The organism is Methylobacterium sp. 1973 (assembly GCF_040545035.1).
GTDB lineage: Bacteria > Pseudomonadota > Alphaproteobacteria > Rhizobiales > Beijerinckiaceae > Methylobacterium > Methylobacterium fujisawaense.
In genome coordinates this window covers 124,098-138,854 of record NZ_JBEPLA010000009.1, presented here as the reverse complement: position 1 = coordinate 138,854, position 14,757 = coordinate 124,098, and the positions used below count along the sequence as shown (strand labels likewise).

The window sequence follows — 14,757 nt, the reverse complement described above, 5'->3', positions numbered from 1 at the left end:
TCGAACCGATCGCAGGTGCGAGATTTGGGATGTCGCAGCACAGCGACACGTTTCTCGATGACCAAGTTTGCCCCTCTCGTCGCCGCCATCCTCGCCTGGGCCGCCTTCGGCACCTGGGCCGAAGCCCGGCGATCCGCGCTCCAGAAGGATATTCCGGCCCTGCGTCCGGGCATCGAAGCCGATCTGGCCGCCCGAAACTGCCCGAATGTCCGTATCGACACGGAGCGCTTCCGCCAGTTCTCGCGAGAGAACCACCTCAACCACGCCGATTTCTTCACGAAGAAGCGCTCGGTCGCCCTGCAGCAGGACCTCGACGCGGAGGCGACGCAGTTCCGGGAGCGTCCGGAGCAGGCCTGCGCGCAGATGTGGGACAAGTACGGCGACGACGGTACCGTGCTGCATCTCCTCGCCCGCAAATAGACGGACCGCCGGCCGGGCGCGTGCTGGAACCGGCCCGCCGCCCGGCGGGCCGCCAGGGTTCGCGGCCGACGGGTGAGCGTCTGCCGGTTGCCGGCCCGCCGGGCTCCCGGCCGACGAGGCCCTTCCAAAGCCCCGCGGAATGCGAGAGCGCCCTTCTCACGCCGGGCCCTCCGGGAGACGAAAGCTTCGTTTCCCGCGCGACCACGCCGCCGCGGCACAAGATTTCGGCGCGAGTCCGCCCGGCATCCTGAGATAAAATCTCATCCGGGGCGAGATGTTTCGAGCAGAACGTTTTGCGTTCGCGAGACAATTGGGAACCGCGTTTCATTGACGGCGGAACGTGGGGCGATCAATTCTATCGACCTATTCGGATGTCCGGCCGCACCATCCTCGCTCTTCGAGATCGCGGCGGCTCGCCATCCTGTCCCGCAGCAAGGCACCCGGAATGACACGACCGAGACTCGTCGGCCTGAGCGCGAACGTGCAGCGGCCCTCCAAGACCCGGACGCTGGTGGATGCGGTGCTGCGCGAGGCCGGCGCCCGGGCGCCCCTCGATGTGCGCCTCCTCGACTTCGTCGATGCCGGAACCGGCCTCGGCGCCGCCTGGACCCGCGACCAGCTCCCGGCGTCTTCGCGCAGCGTGCTCGCGGCGATCGAGGAGGCGGACGGTCTCGTGGTCGGCTCGCCGGTCTACAAGGGCGCCTATACCGGCCTGTTCAAGCACCTGTTCGACCTCGTCGATCCGGGGGCGCTGGCCGGCAAGCCCGTGGCGATCGTGGCCACCGGCGGCGGCGCGCGCCACGCGCTCGTGGTCGAGCACGCCTTCCGGCCGCTCTTCGGCTTCTTCGGCGCCCTCCAGATCCCGACGGCCGTCTACGCCTCCGATCCCGATTTCAGCGACGGCGTGCTCACCGAGGCCGGCGTGCGCGCCCGCGCCGCCGAGGCCGGCGGGCAGCTCGCGGCCCTGCTGGTCCACCGGTCGGCCTCCGCCGCGCCCCTCGCCCTGGCCGCCGCCGAGTGAGCCGGGCGATGCTTAACCGCCGCAGCCTGCTGGCCGCCCTGGCGGCCCTGCCCCTCGCGCCGGCCCTGGTCCGGGGCGCCCGCGCGGCCGAGCCCAGCGTGGTGCGGATCGGCTACCAGAAGAACGGCATCCTGGTCGTCGCCAAGCAGCAGGGAATCATCGAGAAGCGCCTGGAGCCCCTCGGCCAGAGCGTGCGCTGGGTCGAGTTCTCCTTCGGGCCGCCGCTGCTGGAGGCCCTGTCGCTCGACGGGATCGACTTCGGACAGACCGGCGACGCGCCGCCGATCTTCGCGCAGGCCGCGCGCGCCAACCTCGTCTACGCGGCCGCCCAGGAGGCCGGCGGGTCGGGGGCGGGGATCCTGCTCCCGGAGGCCTCGGCGATCCAGAGCCTCGCCGAGCTCAAGGGCAAGCGGGTCGCCTTCGCCAAGGCGTCGAGCGCCCACAACCTGACCATCGCGGCCCTGGAGAAGGCCGGCCTCAGCTACGCCGACATCACGCCGGTGACCCTCGCGCCCGCGGACGCCGCGGCGGCCTTCGCCCGGGGCAGCATCGACGCCTGGACGATCTGGGACCCGTATTTCGCCATCGCCGAGCAGGGGGAGGGGGTGCGGGTGCTGGCCCGCGCCAGCGACATCACCCCGCAGAACAACTACTTCCTGGCGAGTCGCCCCTTCGCGGAGACCCGCGCCCCGGTGCTCCAGGCGGTGATCGACGCGCTCGGGGACGTGGCGGCCTGGTGCACGCAGAACCGCGGCGCCGTCGCCGACCTCCTGTCGCAGGGCACCGGCGTGCCCCTCGCCGCCACGCGCCGGGCGGTGGACCGGACCGACTACGTGATCGGCCCGATGAACGACCGGGTCGCCGCCGAGCAGCAGCGGATCGCCGACCGCTTCCACGCCCTGAAGCTGATCCCCAAGCCGATCCGGATCGCCGACGCGGTCTGGACCGCCCCCGCCCGCAACGGCTGACACCGACTGCCGAGAGCCATGACCGACCGCACGCCCCGCGCCCTGGCCCTGCCGCCGTCCGACCGCCCGGCGCCGAACCGCCGCCTGCTCCTGTCCGCCGGGCTCGGCCTCGCGGCGGCCGCGATGCTGCGCCCCGCCCGGGCCGCGGGCAGTATCCGGATCGGCTACCAGAAATACGGCTCCCTGGTGCTGCTGAAGGGCCGCGGCAGCCTGGAGACGGCGCTCCAGCCGCTGGGCGTCACGGTGGCGTGGTCGGAATTCCCGTCCGGGCCGCCGCTCCTGGAGGCGCTGAATGCCGGGGCGATCGATTTCGGCTCCGCCGGGGAGGCCCCGCCGATCTTTGCCCAGGCCGCGAGCCCGGAGCTGCGCTACGTCGCCACCGAGCCGCCGGCGCCGCGGGGGGAGGCGATCCTCGTGCCCAAGGACAGCCCGGTGCGCAGCGTCGCCGACCTGCGCGGGAAGACCATCGCCCTCAACAAGGGCTCGAACGTCCACTTCCTGCTGGTGCGCGCCCTGGCGCAGGCGGGCGTGCCCTATGACGGGGTGAAGCTCGCCTTCCTGGCGCCGGCGGACGCCAACGCCGCCTTCGTGCGCGGCTCCGTCGACGCCTGGGCGATCTGGGATCCGTATCTCGCCGCCGCCGAGCGCGCCACGGGCGCCCGGGTCCTGGCCGACGGGCAGGGGCTCGCCCCCAACCGCCAGTTCTACCTGTCCCGGCGGGGCTTCACCGATTCCAGCCCGGAGATCGTGTCGGCCGTGCTCAAGGCGATCGGTGAGGTCGATGCCTGGGCGGAGGGCCACGCGGACGCCGTGGCGGCGGAACTCGCCCCCGCGGTGGGCATCCCCGCGCCGGTTCTCGGCGTCGCCCTGGGACGGCTGTCCTACGGCGTCGCGCCCCTCGACGCCGCGGCGGTCGCCGATCAGCAGAGGGTCGCCGACACGTTCCACGGGCTGGGCCTCCTGCCGCGACCGATCCGGGTCGCCGACGCGGTCTGGACGCAGCCCGAGCGCCGGACCGAGAATCGGGCGGAGACTCGCTGATGCGCAACGCCAAGCTCGATCGCCTCGGCGACACGGCCCTGCCCTGGCTCCTGCCGGCGGCGCTCCTTCTCGGCTGGCAGGCCGCGGTATCGGCGGACCTCGTCTCCAACCGCTTCATGCCGGCGCCCCTCGACGTGGTCCGGGCCGGCTGGGAGGCCGGGCGGACCGGGGAGCTCTGGACCAATCTCGGCGTCAGCACCCTGCGGGCGCTCGCGGGCTTCGTGATCGGCGGCGGCATCGGCTTCGCGCTCGGCCTCGCCAACGGCCTGTCGCGCCTGTCGGAGCGGCTCACCGACACCTCGGTGCAGATGGTGCGCAACGTGCCCCACCTGTCGCTGATCCCGCTGGTGATCCTGTGGTTCGGCATCGGCGAGGAGGCCAAGCTGTTCCTCGTGGCGCTCGGCGTGTTCTTCCCGATCTACGCCAACACCCTGCACGGCATCCGCTCGGTGGATCCGGGCCTCGTGGAGATGGGCCGGGTCTACGGCATGTCCCGCAGCGAGCTGTTCGCCCGGGTGGTGCTGCCCGGCGCCCTGCCGTCGATCTTCGTCGGCCTGCGCTACGGCCTGGGCATCATGTGGCTGACGCTGATCGTCGCCGAGACGATCTCGGCCTCGTCGGGGCTCGGCTACATGGCCATGCAGGCGCGCGAGTTCATGCTGGTCGACGTCGTGGTGCTGGCGATCCTGATCTACGCGGCCCTCGGCAAGCTCGCCGACGCCCTGACCCGCCAGCTCAAGCGCACCTGCCTCGCCTGGAATCCCGCCTACAGGAGCGCCTGATGCTGCTCGACGCCGTCCGCCGCGAGGCGCTCCCCGACGCCGGATCGGCACCCCGTCAGGCCGGGGGATCCGCATCGTCACGCCCGCCCGCGGAGCCCGCAGGCCGCGGCATCGCCGTCACCGTCCGCGACCTGCACAAGAGCTTCGACGGCACCGCCGTCATCGAGGGCCTGAACCTGTTCCTGCCGGCCGGCGGGTTCACCGCGGTGGTGGGCCGCTCCGGCTGCGGCAAGAGCACCCTGCTGCGCCTGATCCTCGGGCTGGAGACGCCCACTGGCGGCCGGATCGATCTGGAAGGGCCGGCGACGTCGCCCCGCCGGTCGGAGCCGCCGAAGCGGATCATGTTCCAGGAGCCGCGCCTCCTGCCCTGGGCGCGGGTCGTCGACAACGTCGCGGTCGGCCTGTCGGGCCTCGGCTCCCGGGCCGAGCGCCGGGAGCGGGCGCTCGCGGCGCTCGCCGAGGTCGGGCTCGGCGACAAGGCGGGACAATGGCCCGCGACCCTGTCGGGGGGCCAGCGGCAGCGGGTGGCGCTGGCCCGGGCGCTGGTGAGCCGGCCGGGCCTGCTCGCCCTCGACGAACCCCTTGGCGCCCTCGACGCCCTGACCCGCATCGGCATGCAGGACCTGATCGAGCGGATCTGGCAGGCGCAGGGCTTCACGGCGCTGCTCGTGACCCACGACGTCGCCGAGGCGGTGGCGCTGGCCGACCGCATCCTCGTGGTGGAAGCCGGGCGGATCGCCCTCGACCTGCGGGTCGACGTGCCGCGCCCGCGCCGACGCGGGGATCCGGATCTCGCACGCCTCGAAGGCCGTATTCTCGATCATCTTCTGGGCGCGCCGCAGGCCGCCTGACCCGCAACGGAGCTTCCCGATGACCGCATCGCACGACGGGCGCGCCGACGTCCTCTGGTTCCTGCCGACCCACGGCGACGGGCGCTATCTCGGTGCCCAGGAGGGCGCCCGGGACGTGTCGCTCGGCTACCTCCAGCAGATCGCGCAGGGCGCCGACGCCCTCGGCTATTACGGCGTGCTGCTGCCCACCGGGCGCTCCTGCGAGGATTCCTGGATCGTCGCCTCGGCCCTGGCGCCCCTGACCCGGCAGCTGCGCTTCCTCGTGGCGGTGCGGCCGGGCCTGATGGAGCCCTCGGCCGCCGCCCGCATGACCGCGACCCTCGACCGGATCTCCGGCGGGCGCCTGCTGATCAACGTCGTCACCGGCGGCGACCCGGTGGAGCTCGCCGGCGACGGCGTGTTCCTGTCCCACGACGAACGCTACGCCGTCACCGACGAGTTCCTGACGATCTGGCGCGGCCTGCTGGCGGGGGAGACCGTGACCTTCCAGGGCGCGCATCTGCGCGCCGAGAACGGCCGGCTGATCTACCCGCCGGTGCAGAAGCCCTATCCGCCGCTCTATTTCGGCGGCTCCTCGCCCGCCGGGATGGCGGTGGCGGCCGAGCATTGCGACGTCTACCTCACCTGGGGCGAGCCGCCGGCGCAGGTCGCGGAAAAGATCGCCGCCGCCCGGCAGGCCGCCGAGGCGAAGGGCAAGACCTTCTCGTACGGCATCCGCCTGCACGTCATCGCCCGGGAGACGGAGGGCGAGGCCTGGGACGCGGCCGAGCAACTGATCTCGAAGCTCGACGACGCCACCATCGCCAAGGCGCAGGAGACCCTGAAGCGGCAGGATTCCGTCGGCCAGAGCCGCATGATGGCCCTCCACGGCGGCAAGCGCGACAAGCTGGTGGTGTCGCCCAACCTCTGGGCCGGCGTCGGCCTCGTGCGCGGCGGTGCCGGGACGGCTTTGGTCGGCTCGGCCGATCAGGTCGCCGACCGGATGAAGGAGTACATCGATCTCGGGATCGACCGCTTCATCCTCTCGGGCTACCCGCACCTGGAGGAGGCCTACCGCTTCGCCGAGCTGGTCTTCCCGAAGCTGCCGCTGCGCGCCACCACGGGTCGCCCGGCCACCAATGCCCGCAACGACGGCCCGTTCGGGGAGATCGTCGCCAACGACATCGTGCCCAGCCGCCGCGTCGGCGCGCACTGACCGGAGGATCGGGCCGCCCTCCGGGACCGGGCATGGCTGATCTGCATTCGCGCTGCCCGGGTGTCATGGTGACGCCATCCTTGGCGTCCATCCGCCCCGCCCATCGCCGCGCGCCGTACGCGCGCGGCCGGGACGAGTAAAGGATGTCCATGACTTCGACCAAGACGGCCCTGCTGGCCATCGGTCTCTGCCTCGGCCCCGCCGCGGCCTTCGCGGAGCAATCCCCGGCCCGGGAAGCGCTCAAGCAGTACTGCACCGGCGACTACATGGATTTCTGCAGCGCCTACGCGCCGGGCGGCCCGGAAGTCGAAGCCTGCTTCAAGGCCAATCTCAAGAAGCTCTCGCCCAACTGCTCGGCGGCGATCACCGCCTACAAGAAGGAGCAGCGGGCGACCAAGCGCTTCAGCGAGGCGCGCTGAACCGTCACCGCACGGCGACGCCCAGAGGCGCGCCGCTGCAGTCGAGATGCGCCGGGTTGGTCGAGACCACCCCGGCATTGCACCCCGCCTGCGTCCCGACATAGAGGGGCGTCCCGCCGGATCCGGGCCGCGCGAGGTAGCCGATCGGCCGCGTGCCGGCGTCGAGATGGCGGGGATTGCTGGTGACGAGGCCCGCATCGAGCCCGGCCGCCGTGCCGACATAGACGGGCGGGTCGCCGGGGTTACCCGGTTGCGCCAGCGTGGCGCCGATCGGCGCCGTGGCGCAGCCCTTGTACCCCGGGTCGATCGTCACCTCGCCGGCGTTGCAGCCGCCCTGCGTGCCGACATAGAGCGCCGTACCGGGCGCCCGGGGGGCCGGGGGCGGCGCGACGGCCGCCTGCGGCGCGATAGCAGCCCGCGGCGCTTGGGCGGCCCGCGGCGCTTGGGCAGCCTGCGGCGCTTGAGCGGCCGGCCCGCCGCCGAGCGCCGTCCGCAGGGCCGCGATCCCCGCCTTGACGTCCTCCAGCGTGCCGACCACCACGTAGCAGGTGTAGCTGTGCGCTCCGGCCGGGACGTTGTTCTCGCGGAAGACGCAGTTCCACTTCACCGTCGCGTTGCCGGGGCCCGGCAGGGTCGCGAAGTTGAACCGGCCGTAGCCCGCGTTCGGCACGCTCGGCTGGGGGAGGGCGGGGCTGTACACGCCCATGGCCCGGGATCCGTCGGCATTGGCCAGGATCACCGGCACGCCCTGCTCGGCCGGCCCAGCGGAGAGCGGCGCGGAGCGGCCCGTCGCCGGATCGTAGCTCCAGAACTGCGCGAAGTCGGGGGGCATGTAGGCGGTGGCCGCCTCGAAGGTCGCGGAGGCATGCGGCTCGGCGGTGACGTAGGTGGCGCGGTACGCGATGGCGTTGGCCACGCCCTCGGCGCCGAGGGTGACGCGCTTGGCCAGGACGTCGTTGGAGCGCGGCCCGGCATGGGGGCCGGGGCCCTTCGGGCAATTGCCGGTCGTCGCACCGGGCCCGATCCAGTAGGCCATCTGGGACCGGGTCTCGAGCGTGTCGGCGCCGACCTGCAGGGCCGTGAGCAGGCTCGTGCTGCGCGGGCCGGTGCCGTCGGCATCGCTGCCGGCCTCCGTGGGGTTCAGGCACTCCCCGTAGCCGTCGAAGGCGGCGGCCGATTGCAGCTCCCGGCCGTGGTCGCGGGCGTTGATGAATTGCGTGCCGCCCCAGGTCAGGCTGTCGATGGCGCCCGCGGTCCGGGACGAGACGCCGACGGCGAGGGGCGATCCCTTGAACGGCCGGCTGATCGTCGCCCGGCCGCCGGGCTCGGGCCATGCGATCGACGGCGCATCCGCGGCGCGGGCGGACCCGGCGAAGCCGGCGAGCAGCAGCGCCGCGCAGGCGGGACGGGTGGGTCGGATCGGTGCGGTCATCGGCGACTCCTGGGCGCCGTCGGCTTAGCAGGTGCGCGCGCGCCGTCCAGGATCGCATCCCGGATACCCGACCGGGACCCGCGCGCCGCAACCGGGCTTTGCGGTCCGCCGCCCGCGCCGATGCTGCCTTCGGGCAGCCTCACGCCTGCACGATAATTTAAGCCCGTGGCCGCCATCAGGTTAGGACACGCGCGGCCGAACTCTGAGTCCTGCGGCTCTGTGATGATCGGCCCGCGCGACTATCGGGAACCTGTCTCGGCAGTCCCGGAGACTGCACGATGTGGAGGCCGTGCCGATGACGACACCCGACCTGACGTCCGCCGGAACCGCCTCCCGGGCCGGCGGCCGCGAGGGGCTGCTGCGCGGTGCACGCATCGGCGCCGCCGCGGCGGTGACCGTGATGGTGCTGCTGCTCGATCTCATCAGCTACTCCCAGCTCATCTTCGCGGGGCCGCTGGCGGAGAGCCGCGCCGCCGGCCTGTCGGGCCTGCTCGCGGCCTACGTGCTGGGCAGCCTCGTCTTCATCGCGCTCCGCCGGACCGCGCGGATCTCGCTCTCCTTCATCGGCGCGGCCGCGATCGTGCAGGCGGCGATCGCCGCGGGCGTCGCCGGGCAGCTGGAAGCGGCGGGCGTGACCGATCCGGAGACGGTGGGCCAGCTCGTCCTCGTCGCCTGCGGCGTCTCGACCTTCGCCACCGGATTGGTCTTCGCGCTGCTCGGCACCCTGCGGGCCTCCCTGCTGGTGCAGCTCCTGCCCTATCCGGTGCTCGCCGGCTTCCTCGGCGGCGTCGGGCTGCTGTTCCTGCGCAGCGGCGTGCAGATCGGCGGCCATGTCGACGATCCGCTGGCGGCCCTGCTCCGCACCGTCGACCCGGCGGCCCTCGATCCGGGCCGGATCGATGCCGGAGCGCTGGCGCGCATCGCCCTGACCCTCGGCATCGGCTTCTGCGCCTTCTACCTGCCCCGGATCGTCCGGCACTGGGGGACCTATCCCACGGTCATCCTGTCGAGTCTCGCCGTGGTCCATCTCGGACTGGCCTGGACCGGCACCAGCGTCGCCGCCGGGCAGGCCGCGGGATGGCTGATCGAGCCGCTGCCGGCGGGGTCGCTGCTGCGGCCGCCCGCCATCGGCAGCCTCATGGCCTTCGACCCGCACCTGCTCCTGCCGATCTGGCCCAAGATCGCCACCCTGGTCGTCGTGGCGGTGATCATCCAGATCCTCTACGTGGTGAGCGTCGAGCTGGAGATCCGGCGCGACCTCGACATCGACCGGATGTTCGTGGCCTCCGGCGCCACCAACATGGTCGGAAGCCTGTTCGGCAGCTCCGCGATGGGCTTCGGCCGGACCTCGACGCTCCTGCTGCACAACATCGGCGGCGGCCACTGGCTCGGCTGGTGGCTGACGCTGGCCGTCATGGCGGCGCTGCTCATCGTCGGGGCGAGCCCCCTGGCGCTTCTGCCCCGCCCGCTGGCCGGCGGCGCCCTGATCGCCATCGGCATCGGGCTGCTGTTCAACCTGAACATCGCCTGCCGGACCCTTCCGGGCTGGGAGATCGCCATCGCGCTGGTCGTGTGCGCCGCCACGGCGTTCTTCGGAGCCACCACGGGCTTCCTGGTCGGCGTCCTGCTGGCGATCCTGATCTTCGGGGTCCAGTACGGGCAGATCGGCGCGATCCGCCGGTCGCTCTCCGGGGCGGAGCGGCGCAGCAGCGTCATCCGCGGTCCCGACGCCGCGGCGCGTCTGCAGGAAGCCGGCGGCCGCACCCGGATCTACACCCTGCAGGGCTACCTGTTCTTTCTCAACGCCCAGGCGATCTACCGGCGCGCCGGCGCGGAGGCCGGGGATCTGCGCGTCCTGATCCTGGATTTCCGCGAGACGGTCGGGCTCGACAGCTCGGCGCTCATCGCGTTCCGCAAGGTCGGCCAGCTCGCCGAGCAGCGGGGCTTCGACCTGCTGCTGGTCCATCTCGATCCGGCCGCACGCCTGCAGATCGCCCGCAACGGCCTCACCGCGGACCCGCATATCCGGATCCGCGACACCCTGGACGAGGCCCTGCGCGAAGCCGAGGCCACCCTCCTGGCGGAGGCCGGGGGTGCCGGCCCGGGGGAGGTCGCCGTCTTCGCCCGGCACATGGCCGATCGGCTGGACAGCACGTTCGGGCCGGACGACTTCGCACCGTATCTGACGGTCCGCGACCTGACGGCCGGGGCGACGCTGATGCGCCAGGGTGAGGCGGCCGACGCCCTCTACTTCCTGGAGCAGGGCGTCGTCTCCATCGAGATGGAGGTTCCCGGCCGCGGAAACCTGCGCCTGCGCACCACCACCGCGGGCACGGTGATCGGCGAGATCGCGCTGGTCCAGGGCGGCCGGCGCACCGCCACCGCCATCGCCGAGAGCCCCTGCCGGGTGGTCGGCATCGACCGCGCCGGACTCGCCCGCATGGAGCGGGAGCGCCCCGATCTGGCGCTCACCTTCCAGCGCTTCCTGATGCTGGAACTGGCCGGCAAGGTCTCCGACACGAACCGTCTGCTCGAGGCGGAGATGCTGTGACGCGCCCGGCGGCGCCCGCCCTCCGCACCGCGGATCAGGCCGCCGCCAGCATCACGGCGAACCCGAGATGGGTGACCTGATGCAGGAACTGGTCGATGCCGACCAGCCACCAGAACCGGGCATCCGTGGCGGGCAGGCGCGTCCGCTGGGCGACCAGCGCCTTGCCGCGGTCGATCGCCGTGTGGATCGCGAAGTCCGCCAGCGCCAGCCACCACAGGGCCGGCTTCACCGCGAGGGCGATCAGCAGCGTGCCGAGGCCGTGCAGGCCGGTATGGGCGCAGAGCGGGACGAGCCACGCGGACGGCCGTTGCTTGCCTTCAGCCATCCAGTTGGTCTGGAACAGGAAATCCGCCGCGAGGTGCTTCACGGCGAACGCGAGGACCAGCAGCGCGAAGGCACCCACCGGGACGAGCGTATCGACGGACGGCATCGCGGCCCCGGCTCTCCTGACGCGATCCTGCGGGGAAGGGTTCGGATGCGCATCCCGCGCTCCGAATCGACAGGCCGCCAGCATACACGCGCCGACCGGCCCTGGCGCGGACGGAAATCCGATCCCACGGCCGCTCCGGCACCGGACGCCAGACACCAGACGCCGGACCGCAGGATTCAAGACCCCGAAAGTCGTCACGCCCTTCTTCGCGCCAGGAAACCAGATCTTTCCGATAATCGCTGCGAAAACATCCCAAACAGCGAATATTTTAATCATTCTAATTCACGAAGATAGACATTGTTGTCCAAATCGACCGCATGATAGCTGTCCCGGCTGCGTGAGCTACGCAGGCGGGACAATGTGAGCGGGATCGTGGCGGCCCGGAATTACGACGCTGGCCTCTCCGGCCAGAGGATCACGGCGGCTCCCGTGCCCGGCTCCGGCCGGCAGCCGCCCGGCGGATCCTGGAACCTCGCGGCGTTCGAGCGCCATCGCGCCGCCTATCTGGCGAGCGCGCGCCGCATCCTCGGCTGCCCGGCCCAGGCCGAGGACGTTGTGCAGGACGTGCTGCTCCGGCTCATCGCGGATCCGCCTGAGGCCGCGGATGCGGTCCAGGCCGCCTATGTCGGGCGGATGGTGCGCAACCTCGCCCTCGACCGGGCTCGGCGGCAGGGCTTCGAGCGGCGCCTGTTCACCGGCCTCGATGCCGCCCCGGATCCGGCCGACCCGGGGATGGGAACCCCCGAGGCGGCCGCGGCGTCGCGCGAATCCCTGCGGCAGGTGGAGGCCGCGGTGGCCGAGCTGCCGGAGCCGGTGCGGACCGCCTTCCAGCTCCACCGGGTCGAGGGCGTTCCGCAGATCGAGATCGCGGCCCGGCTCGGGGTCTCACGTGCCCTGGTGTGCGGCCTCGTGCGCCGCGGCCACCTGCACTGTCTCGCGGCCCTCGACCGGCGCTGCGCCGCCTGTCCGGCGCGCGCCGACGCACCACGCGAGCATCAGCGCCAAGCCGATCCCGTCGGCCAGGAACTCGGCCGCGACCCGGCTGGCGAGCACCCCCGTATAGCCGAGGAGCGGCGGCAGGATCAGGAGCGGCGGGATCAGCGCCAACCCCTGCGCCGCCAGCGACACGGCGGCGGCCCGGCGCGGCGCGCCGATCGCCTGGAACAGGGTCGCGGCCGTGAGCTGTAGGCCCACCGGCATGAAGGCCACGGCGAAGATCGCGGTGGCGCGCGCACCCTCCCGGGCGGTCCCCGGATCCTGCGCGAACAGGCCCGCGAGGGGCTCGGCCAGCACGATCATCAGGCCGCCCACGATGGCTCCATAGGCGAGGGCGGCGGTGAGCACGAAGACGAGGGCGCGGTGCAGGCGATCCCGGCGGCCGCCACCGGCGGCGTGGCCGAGGACGGCCTGGGCGCCCGCCATCGTCCCGAGGAGCGGCAGCGCCGCCACCAGGGTCAGCCGCAGGGCGATGCCCTGCGCGGCGACGGCGGCGTCGCCATAGGGGGCGGCCGCCTCCACGAACAGCGCCATCGCGAAGGCCGCGAGGAGGCTGGAGCCGGTGGCCGGCACGGCGAGGGTCAGGGCCTCGGCGAGAGCCGCCCGCCCGACCCGGCTGCCGGGCCATCGGACGCTGATGCGGTCCGGCCCCCGCGCCCGGGCGAAATGCAGGCCGTAAGCGGCCGCCCCCGCGAGCTGCGCGCCGATCGCCGCCCAGCCGGCTCCCGCCGTGCCGAGACCGCAGACCCGGATCAGCACCCCGTCGAGCAGGATGTTGAGGCCGAAGCTGCCGACCATGACGGCGCCGCTGAGGCGCGCATGGCCCTGGGCGCGCACGATGAAGCCGCCGACGATCATCACCAGCATCAGCGCCGTGCCGACCGTGGCGAGCGCCGTGTAGGGCGCGGCCTCCGCGGCGAGGGCGGCATCGGCGCCGAGGAGGCGCAGCCAGAACGGCGTGTCGGCGACGATCGCGGCCGTGACGGCAAGCCCGGCCGGCAGGCTCAGCCAGAAGCCCAGGCCGGCAGAGGCCGCGGCGCGGTCGTCGTCCCCCGCCCCGAGGGCGCGGGAGACCTGCGAGGCCGCCGCGATCCCCGCCCCGTAGCCGAGCGCCGCGACCAGCAGCGTGACCGGATACGCGATGGCGATGGTGGCGATCGCGGCCGCGCCGAGATCGGCCGCGAACCACGCATTGACCAGCATCTGCAGCGCGTGGGCCGAGATGCCGAGGATCGCCGGCCCCGACAACCGCAGGACGAGGGCGACGACCCGGTCCTGGTCGAGATCGACCGGCCGCCTCACGGGGCCGCCGCAGCCGACCGGATGGCCGCCCGGGCGGCGCGTTCCTCTTCGAGGATCGTCTGCGCGATGGCGCCGGCCCGCACGGGCAGGATCGACAGCAACGTCTCGGTCAGACCATGCGTCGGCTCGCTGAAGCCCTGGAGGTGCAGGCTCACCCGGGGCTCGGCGCGCTCCAGCGGCAGGCGGTAGTGCCGGTCCGCGGTCTCGCCGGCCATGAACGGGCGCACGGGATCGAGGATCGCCGGCACCGCGGCGCGCTGGTAGCCGGTGGCGCAGATCACCGCCGCGTAGCTCTGCCGTTCCTCGGTGCCGGCGACGTCGTCGCGCAGGGTCGCGCGCAAGCCCTCCGATGCCGCCTCCAGCGCCACCACCCGGGTGCTCCGCCGCAGCCGGTAGCGGGTCACGCCGCTCACCGTCTGCTCGTAGAGCGTGGCGTAGAAGTCCTGGATCAGGTCGGCGTCGACCACCGCGTAGTTGGTGGCGCGGTGGGCGGCGATCAGCTCGGCCCGGACCGGCGCGGGGGCGCCGTGGATCCGGTCGACGGCCGCAGGGTCGAAGATCTCGTTGACGAAGGGACTGTCGTCGGCGGGCTTCAGGGCGGGCCCGCGGATCGCGAGGTCGACGAGCGCCCGCGGGTAGCGTGCGCCGAGATCGGTGACGATCTCCACGGCGCTCTGGCCGCCGCCCACCACCAGGATGCGGGGCTCCGGCCCGTCCAGGCGCGGCGCCCCGAGGGCCTGCGCGATCCCCGGCAGGTACCAGGAGGAGTGGATCAGCCGCCGGTCCTGCGCGTGGGCCGCGAAGGGGGCCGGGATCGCCGGGTCGCCGCCCGCGGCCACGACGAGGTGACGGCAGCGGCGCAGGCGGCGCGTCCCGGCGCCGTCCCGGGCCTCGACCACGAAGGCGGCGAGCCGGCCGTCGCGGATCTCCGGCCGCACGGCCTCCACGGTCTCGCCATACGCGACCACGTCCGAGAAATGGTCCGCCGCCCAGGCCAGGTAGTCGTTGTACTCGACCCGGGACGGGTTGAACGTCTTGAGGTTGAGGAAGGTGCTGAGCCGCCCCTTCACGTGCAGGTAGTTGAGGAAGCTGAACGGGCTCGTCGGATCGCGCAGGGACACGAGGTCCTTCACGAAGCTGATCTGCATGTCGGCGCCGGGCAGCATCATCGCCCGGTGCCAGCCGAACCGATCCTGCCGCTCGATGAACCGCAGGGACGTCCGCGGCGGCCCGTCGCCCATCGCGTCCCGCAGGGCGATGGCCAGGGACAGGTTGGCCGGGCCGAAGCCGATGCCGATGATGTCGTCGGTCGCGGGGTGATCCGTCATCGCTCGCATCTCTGTTCGCTC

General features: G+C 72.9%; 13 protein-coding genes and 1 pseudogene. 10 read left to right on the top strand and 4 right to left on the bottom strand.

Features of this window, described 5'->3' with window-relative positions; translation table 11 throughout:
• The first annotated feature begins 57 nt into the window (after positions 1–57).
• The 8 genes from ABIC70_RS18540 to ABIC70_RS18505 all read left to right on the top strand — a co-directional run bounded on the left by ABIC70_RS18540 (position 58) and on the right by ABIC70_RS18505 (position 6,697).
• Positions 58–420 carry a hypothetical protein gene (locus ABIC70_RS18540; protein WP_043382391.1) on the top strand — a complete coding sequence of 121 codons (363 nt, stop codon included), beginning with the start codon at positions 58–60 and terminating at the stop codon, positions 418–420.
• A 445-nt stretch (positions 421–865) separates the two neighbouring features.
• The gene (msuE, locus tag ABIC70_RS18535; RefSeq protein WP_043355222.1) at positions 866–1,441 is read left to right on the top strand and encodes an FMN reductase; all 576 of its coding nucleotides are present in this window, start codon (positions 866–868) and stop codon (positions 1,439–1,441) included.
• An 8-nt stretch (positions 1,442–1,449) separates the two neighbouring features.
• A complete protein-coding gene (locus ABIC70_RS18530) occupies positions 1,450–2,409 on the top strand; it encodes an aliphatic sulfonate ABC transporter substrate-binding protein (protein ID WP_354440506.1) in 960 nt (319 codons plus the stop codon).
• 18 nt (positions 2,410–2,427) lie between these two features.
• Positions 2,428–3,450: a sulfonate ABC transporter substrate-binding protein gene (locus tag ABIC70_RS18525; RefSeq protein WP_354440504.1), complete on the top strand. Its 1,023-nt coding sequence runs from the start codon at positions 2,428–2,430 to the stop codon at positions 3,448–3,450.
• Positions 3,450–4,232, top strand: coding sequence for an ABC transporter permease subunit (locus ABIC70_RS18520; RefSeq protein WP_354440502.1), 783 nt, complete (start codon positions 3,450–3,452; stop codon positions 4,230–4,232). Before ABIC70_RS18525 ends, ABIC70_RS18520 begins: the two co-directional genes overlap by 1 nt.
• On the top strand, positions 4,232–5,083 hold the full coding sequence (locus ABIC70_RS18515) for an ABC transporter ATP-binding protein (protein WP_043382382.1): 852 nt from the start codon (positions 4,232–4,234) through the stop codon (positions 5,081–5,083). The genes ABIC70_RS18520 and ABIC70_RS18515 overlap by 1 nt, the downstream gene beginning before the upstream one ends.
• A gap of 19 nt (positions 5,084–5,102) precedes the next feature.
• The gene (ssuD, locus tag ABIC70_RS18510; RefSeq protein WP_043382379.1) at positions 5,103–6,278 is read left to right on the top strand and encodes an FMNH2-dependent alkanesulfonate monooxygenase; all 1,176 of its coding nucleotides are present in this window, start codon (positions 5,103–5,105) and stop codon (positions 6,276–6,278) included.
• Positions 6,279–6,427: 149 nt separating this feature from the next.
• Positions 6,428–6,697: a hypothetical protein gene (locus tag ABIC70_RS18505; RefSeq protein ID WP_043357569.1), complete on the top strand. Its 270-nt coding sequence runs from the start codon at positions 6,428–6,430 to the stop codon at positions 6,695–6,697.
• 4 nt (positions 6,698–6,701) lie between these two features.
• Here the strand turns inward: ABIC70_RS18505 and ABIC70_RS18500 are convergent, their stop codons facing one another.
• Entirely contained in the window at positions 6,702–8,129 is a 1,428-nt protein-coding gene (locus tag ABIC70_RS18500) for a hypothetical protein (protein WP_075379949.1), read from the bottom strand.
• 295 nt (positions 8,130–8,424) lie between these two features.
• On the opposite strand from ABIC70_RS18500, the gene ABIC70_RS18495 reads away from it, so the two are divergent.
• A complete protein-coding gene (locus ABIC70_RS18495; RefSeq protein WP_354440498.1) occupies positions 8,425–10,680 on the top strand; it encodes an SLC26A/SulP transporter family protein in 2,256 nt (751 codons plus the stop codon).
• A 34-nt stretch (positions 10,681–10,714) separates the two neighbouring features.
• Here ABIC70_RS18495 and ABIC70_RS18490 read toward each other — a convergent pair whose 3' ends face one another.
• Positions 10,715–11,110: a DUF3307 domain-containing protein gene (locus ABIC70_RS18490; protein WP_043357581.1), complete on the bottom strand. Its 396-nt coding sequence runs from the start codon at positions 11,108–11,110 to the stop codon at positions 10,715–10,717.
• Positions 11,111–11,470: 360 nt separating this feature from the next.
• Between ABIC70_RS18490 and ABIC70_RS18485 the strand changes: the two are divergent.
• A pseudogene (locus ABIC70_RS18485) lies at positions 11,471–11,971 on the top strand (sigma factor); the annotation flags it as partial.
• Between the two features lie 24 nt (positions 11,972–11,995).
• On the opposite strand, the gene ABIC70_RS18480 reads toward ABIC70_RS18485, so the two are convergent.
• Together ABIC70_RS18480 and ABIC70_RS18475 are read right to left on the bottom strand one after the other, a co-directional pair.
• Positions 11,996–13,408 carry an MATE family efflux transporter gene (locus ABIC70_RS18480; protein WP_354440496.1) on the bottom strand — a complete coding sequence of 471 codons (1,413 nt, stop codon included), beginning with the start codon at positions 13,406–13,408 and terminating at the stop codon, positions 11,996–11,998.
• Complete coding sequence (locus ABIC70_RS18475) at positions 13,405–14,736, bottom strand: lysine N(6)-hydroxylase/L-ornithine N(5)-oxygenase family protein (protein ID WP_043354124.1); 1,332 nt, start codon at positions 14,734–14,736, stop codon at positions 13,405–13,407. Before ABIC70_RS18475 ends, ABIC70_RS18480 begins: the two co-directional genes overlap by 4 nt.
• Positions 14,737–14,757: the final 21 nt, after the last annotated feature.

Excerpts from the sequence above, each read along its gene's own strand:
- ABIC70_RS18540 (WP_043382391.1), top strand. The coding sequence starts at position 58 with ATGACCAAGTTTGCCCCTCTCGTCGCCGCCATCCTCGCCTGGGCCGCC.
- msuE (WP_043355222.1), top strand. The coding sequence starts at position 866 with ATGACACGACCGAGACTCGTCGGCCTGAGCGCGAACGTGCAGCGGCCC.
- ABIC70_RS18530 (WP_354440506.1), top strand. The coding sequence starts at position 1,450 with ATGCTTAACCGCCGCAGCCTGCTGGCCGCCCTGGCGGCCCTGCCCCTC.
- ABIC70_RS18525 (WP_354440504.1), top strand. The coding sequence starts at position 2,428 with ATGACCGACCGCACGCCCCGCGCCCTGGCCCTGCCGCCGTCCGACCGC.
- ABIC70_RS18520 (WP_354440502.1), top strand. The coding sequence starts at position 3,450 with ATGCGCAACGCCAAGCTCGATCGCCTCGGCGACACGGCCCTGCCCTGG.
- ABIC70_RS18515 (WP_043382382.1), top strand. The coding sequence starts at position 4,232 with ATGCTGCTCGACGCCGTCCGCCGCGAGGCGCTCCCCGACGCCGGATCG.
- ssuD (WP_043382379.1), top strand. The coding sequence starts at position 5,103 with ATGACCGCATCGCACGACGGGCGCGCCGACGTCCTCTGGTTCCTGCCG.
- ABIC70_RS18505 (WP_043357569.1), top strand. The coding sequence starts at position 6,428 with ATGACTTCGACCAAGACGGCCCTGCTGGCCATCGGTCTCTGCCTCGGC.
- ABIC70_RS18500 (WP_075379949.1), bottom strand. The coding sequence starts at position 8,129 with ATGACCGCACCGATCCGACCCACCCGTCCCGCCTGCGCGGCGCTGCTG.
- ABIC70_RS18495 (WP_354440498.1), top strand. The coding sequence starts at position 8,425 with ATGACGACACCCGACCTGACGTCCGCCGGAACCGCCTCCCGGGCCGGC.
- ABIC70_RS18490 (WP_043357581.1), bottom strand. The coding sequence starts at position 11,110 with ATGCCGTCCGTCGATACGCTCGTCCCGGTGGGTGCCTTCGCGCTGCTG.
- ABIC70_RS18475 (WP_043354124.1), bottom strand. The coding sequence starts at position 14,736 with ATGACGGATCACCCCGCGACCGACGACATCATCGGCATCGGCTTCGGC.